This is a genomic window from Plectonema radiosum NIES-515, assembly GCF_025753815.1.
Lineage (GTDB): Bacteria > Cyanobacteriota > Cyanobacteriia > Cyanobacteriales > Nostocaceae > Hassallia > Hassallia radiosum_A.
The window spans coordinates 1-4,819 of the sequence record NZ_JAOWRF010000055.1; the positions used below are offsets into that span (position 1 = coordinate 1).

Here is a 4,819-nt window from a genome sequence, read left to right on the forward strand (position 1 = left end):
TCTCCCCCTCTCCCTCATCCTTAATCAACTTAGTACGCGTCGGTGATCCTAACCAAGCGATTAACTCTAGCTTTACCCCAGCCGATCCAATTTATTTTCGGCAATTTTGCGAAGAGTGCAAAGCGCAAGACAGACTCGTAACAATGTATCAGGCTGGTCGGAGTACTGAAATTATCATTGAAGCGGCAAACTTTGCCTTGGAATGGGTGAATGGTCTTTATAAAAAGGATTTAACTAATTTAAATAGGGCAAATAATCGGATTTCGACAACTCCATTTAGACCGCAAAGAATTTACCCCGTTGAACCGAATCATCGCAAAGATGATGTTAATCCACAACCAATCGGTAGGGGATTAGAACTTTATACTCCACGCGATATTCATCATACCGTCGAGTTACTTTCTCAAAGAGTAATTGAGTTATTTGCCGAAGATCCAACTAATACCCGTGCGGCAGTTTTAGTCCGGGAAAATCGCCAAGGACGCTGGTTAGCTGAAGCGCTTGCTCCTGTGTGCAAAGAGCATAAAATTGTACTTTACGATGTGGGGGAACGCGATCGCCATTCTCATGTCCCAGAAGATATTTTAGCAATACTGCAATTTTGCGATCGCCCGCATTCCCCCGATTATCTCAAAGCTGCCTTACAAGTCTCGGTACAGCGTCAATTAATCCCCACGCAAGACCTCAACGCTCTCGCAAGTCTTCCCGAAGAATTTCTCTATCCAGGTCCCTTGGCACCACCGCAAACAGAATCTGTGCAAAAAGCCTGCCGCTTGTGTCGCAATTTACTTCGCGCTCGTTTAGAACTGCCTTTGTATCAGCTAATTTCCTTCATCGCTTTGACGTTACATTACGACCAAGCCGAACTTGCGACAGCAGACAAACTCGCAGAACGGGTAAATCGGCAAATAGCTGGTAATAGCTCAATGGGGGCAATGCTGGCAGCTTTAAGCGAAATCGTCAGTTCCGAACGATTTGAACCTGTGGAAATTGGAGATGTAGAAGCGCGTTACACTCGTCCGGGTCAACTTACAATTATTACCATGCACAAAGCAAAAGGGCTAGATTGGGACTTTGTTTTTCTGCCCTTTTTGCACGAAAACTTAATTCCCGGTAGATTTTGGGTTCCTCCCCAAAGGCAATTTTTGGGCGATTTTACTTTATCAGAAGTTGCTCGTGCCCAAATTCGCGCTGCCCTCCACGGTGAAGAAAGCGCTTTGCCCAGCACCACCGCTGCTTGGGAACAGGCAAAACACCTGAAAACTGCTGAAGAATACCGTTTATTGTATGTCGCCATGACACGGGCAAAGCGCTTGTTGTGGATGTCTGCTGCTAAGATGGCGCCATTTACTTGGAGTAAGCCGGATAATTTACAACAACAAGCTCCATGTCCAGTTTTTCCGGCGTTAAAGCAGCAGTTTCCTGAATGTGTGATGATGACAACAGTGTTCAAATAAGTAGAGACGTTCCGCCGGAACGTCTTAGTATAAAGGTTCCACACCGAACGTCTAAATGTAAACCTTCCACACCGAACCTCTAAGTAGAGACGTTCCGCCGGAACGTCTCTACGATAGTTTTGTCAAGCCCAAAAATGCATAAGTTAATTAAACTTACGCCTATTAAGAATTACAGCGAGATTGGTTGATATCTTTCTCAAAGATGATATGTTGTACGTGCCATATATACAACTTTTGATAGATGTAGGAACCGCACTAAAGGAGCAGTTATGAAATTAAGCACCGATACAGAATACTTGTACTTTCTGCCAAACGCCAGTTTAACGCTCAGACTGATTCAACATCTACACGCCAAACCGGAAATACCCGTTTTCTGTGTCACCATAATTCATGAGATTGATGGCTGGTTAGTGCGGATCAAGCTAAATAGTCAGATGACACCTTTGGAATCTGGAAATCTTCGAGCTTTTTTAAATGAATTAGGAATTAGCTACGAGCCGCAAAAACGTTTGCAGATGGCACTTCTAAGTTTAGAATCTGGGCAGTGTAGTGTAAAAACGATGCGTCGCTACCAAATATCGATTGTCTCTCACGGTAGCCCTAATAAACAAGAAATTGAGGCGTTTCGGGAGCAGTTTCTCAAAAAATTAGGCTACTGCCCACAAACTCTGGTGTAATCGATTTGAGATTTTGGATTTTAGATTTTCGATTGATTCTGACTGATGATTAAAGTTTAGATTTGCGCCTGGGTGGTGTGCATCACCCTTTAGATATAAAGTTTTGTGACATTGCAATAAAATTTGCATACTTTCGTTGGCGTTGGCGCCGGGGTTTAAGACAAGCGATGCCTACGGCAACCCGGAGCGGGAACGCATGAAAATTTCACGTATACTATTACAGTTTATAAATCAAGCTGGCGGTAACGACTTGCTCGACTGCGATCGCCAGTTCGGGGAAAGTTTGTGAGATAATGCGCTCAGATTCCTTATATTGTTGAACTTGATATTCTCCGTCAATTAACTGGTAAACAAAAACCGAAGGAACTTTGGGATTACCAAGATAATTGCGGGAAGCGATCGCTAAATAATCAACAATCCAATACTCAGCAATACCCAGCCGTTGATACTCATCTAACTTGTCAACGTAATCATCTTCCCAATTAGTTGATACCACTTCCACAGCAAGTTGTATCGATTCAGTTAAAGCACCATATGCAAGTACATTTGCGTTCCACACAGAAGCAAGAACTACACCCACCTCAGGGTTTCTACCTTGTTCTCTCCCCTGAGCAGTTTTAGTTCTAAAGACTATATCCTTGTCAACAATGTAATCTAGTCCTAAGCGTCTAATTTCATCATTGAAATTAAACATGAGATATCGTGCTACATTTTTATGCGCTCTAGTCGCTTCCACTTGGACAATCTCGCCATTCACAAGTTCAAAGATACCATAGCCATCTGGGTACTGGGCGAGAAATTCCTCAAAAGTCAGCTTCTTGTTGGTGGTAATCATAAAATCTCCGCGCTATTAAAATTAGTTCAATTTATTTCTTTTAGCTTATAATTAGGGATCGTGTCGAATTAAAGTTAGTTTATGCCTAAACTAAAAACCCGTAAAGCAGCGGCGAAACGATTCCGCGTTACCGCTACTGGTAAAATTATGCGTCGCAAAGCCTTCAAAAATCACCTTCTACAGCACAAAACTGCAAGCAAAAAGCAGAAATTGTCTAAGATGGCAGTTGTAAAGGAATGCGATGCTGAAAATGTACGGTTGATGCTTCCTTATTTGTAAATTAATCCCAAATTAAACAATGACAAGAGTAAAACGCGGTAACGTTGCTCGTAAACGCCGCAAAAAAATTCTCAAACTAGCCAAAGGCTTTCGTGGTTCTCACTCAACTTTGTTTAGAACCGCTAATCAACAAGTGATGAAAGCGCTGCGGAGTGCTTATCGCGATCGCAAAAACTGCAAACGCGATTTTCGTCGTCTGTGGATCACCCGCATTAACGCTGCTGCACGCCTACACGGTTTGAGTTACAGTCAATTAATTGGCAATCTCAAAAAAGCCAACATCGAACTCAATCGCAAAATGCTAGCCCAAATGGCAGTCCTCGATTCAGCCGGCTTCACCAAAGTCGTTGAATTAGCAAGCCAAGCGAAAGGATAAAGGTGCAACGGATGAATAACGGATGTAACAGAAAAAAAGCAATTACTCGGTTACATCTGGTATTATCCGCGACTTTAATTTTGATATTGAGCTTTTCTTTTGGAGACAGCCAATTCATCGCAAATGCCGCAGAAATGCCAGAAATTCAGCAACGCGGCTACTTAAAAATTGCAGTCAAAAATAATTTACATCCGTTGGGATTTACTGATGTCAGCGGCAAACTGCAAGGATTAGAAATTGACTTAGCGAAAGCCTTAGCGCAAGACTTATTAGGCTCATTAAACGCAGTCAAGTTTAAACCTGTCAACAATCGCGATCGCATGACTGTAGTTTTAAATAATCAAGTTGATCTGACTATAGCTAGAGTCACAGCAACCGAATCACGTGCTCGTTTAGTTAGCTTCAGTGTTCCCTACTATTTTGATGGGACTGCATTAATCACCAAAGATGCTTCAGCGCAACGGATTAAGGATTTTGCCAGACGGAAAATAGCCGTTTTGAAAAAATCTAGCACGATTGCGGAAGTTAAATATTATATACCAACTGCGGAGTTAGTGGGAGTGAATTCTTACGAAGAAGCGCGATCGCTTTTAGAAAAGAATAATTGTGATGCTTTTGCCGCAGATGCAAGCGTCCTCAGCGGTTGGGTGCAACAAGATAGCGGTTATCGCTTACTTTCAACCAAACTATCAACACAACCCTTATCGGTAGTAATGCCCAAAGGATTGCAATACGATGAATTGCGACAGCGAGTAAATGAAGCGATCGCTCGTTACATAGCTAAAGGTTGGCTTACTGAACGCGTAAAATACTGGGGACTACCTCAATCTGAGTTAAGAGTAGGGAGTAGGGAGTAGGGAGTAGGGAGTAGGGAGTAGGGAGTAGGGAGTTAGGAGTTAGGAGTTGGGAGTTGGGAGTTTGGAGTTGGGAGTTAGGAGTTGGGAGTTTGGAGTTAGGAGTTTGGAGTTGGGAGTTTGGAGTTGGGAGTTTGGAGTTAGGGGTTAGGAGTTAGGAGTTAGGAGTTAGGAGTTATCACTTCCCCTTGTCCCCCTTGTCCCCTACTCCCTACACCCTACTCCCTACTCCCCACACCCTACTCCCTACTCCCCACACCCTACTCCCCACACCCTACTCCCTACTCCCCACACCCTACTCCCTACTCCCCACACCCTACTCCCCACACCCTACTCCCCAC

The 4,819-nt window shown here is 43.5% G+C and carries 6 protein-coding genes; 5 read left to right on the top strand and 1 reads right to left on the bottom strand.

Annotated elements, in window-relative coordinates:
* Positions 1 to 1,457 (top strand): 3'-5' exonuclease (locus OGM63_RS03665; protein WP_263744150.1); only part of this gene is annotated, 1,457 nt, incomplete at its 5' end.
* A gap of 269 nt (positions 1,458 to 1,726) precedes the next feature.
* The gene (locus OGM63_RS03670; protein ID WP_263744151.1) at positions 1,727 to 2,134 is read left to right on the top strand and encodes a hypothetical protein; all 408 of its coding nucleotides are present in this window, start codon (positions 1,727 to 1,729) and stop codon (positions 2,132 to 2,134) included.
* Between the two features lie 217 nt (positions 2,135 to 2,351).
* On the opposite strand, the gene OGM63_RS03675 is transcribed toward OGM63_RS03670, so the two are convergent.
* Positions 2,352 to 2,969 (bottom strand): Uma2 family endonuclease, encoded by a 618-nt coding sequence (locus OGM63_RS03675; protein ID WP_263744152.1) that lies wholly within the window; start codon positions 2,967 to 2,969, stop codon positions 2,352 to 2,354.
* A gap of 81 nt (positions 2,970 to 3,050) precedes the next feature.
* On the opposite strand from OGM63_RS03675, the gene rpmI reads away from it, so the two are divergent.
* The 3 genes from rpmI to OGM63_RS03690 are packed head-to-tail and all read left to right on the top strand — an operon-like array spanning position 3,051 to position 4,481.
* Positions 3,051 to 3,248 (top strand): 50S ribosomal protein L35, encoded by a 198-nt coding sequence (rpmI, locus tag OGM63_RS03680; RefSeq protein WP_263744153.1) that lies wholly within the window; start codon positions 3,051 to 3,053, stop codon positions 3,246 to 3,248.
* Between the two features lie 19 nt (positions 3,249 to 3,267).
* Positions 3,268 to 3,624 (top strand): 50S ribosomal protein L20, encoded by a 357-nt coding sequence (gene rplT, locus OGM63_RS03685; protein WP_263744154.1) that lies wholly within the window; start codon positions 3,268 to 3,270, stop codon positions 3,622 to 3,624.
* Between the two features lie 11 nt (positions 3,625 to 3,635).
* Positions 3,636 to 4,481 carry a transporter substrate-binding domain-containing protein gene (locus OGM63_RS03690; RefSeq protein ID WP_263744155.1) on the top strand — a complete coding sequence of 282 codons (846 nt, stop codon included), beginning with the start codon at positions 3,636 to 3,638 and terminating at the stop codon, positions 4,479 to 4,481.
* The last annotated feature ends 338 nt before the right edge of the window (positions 4,482 to 4,819 follow it).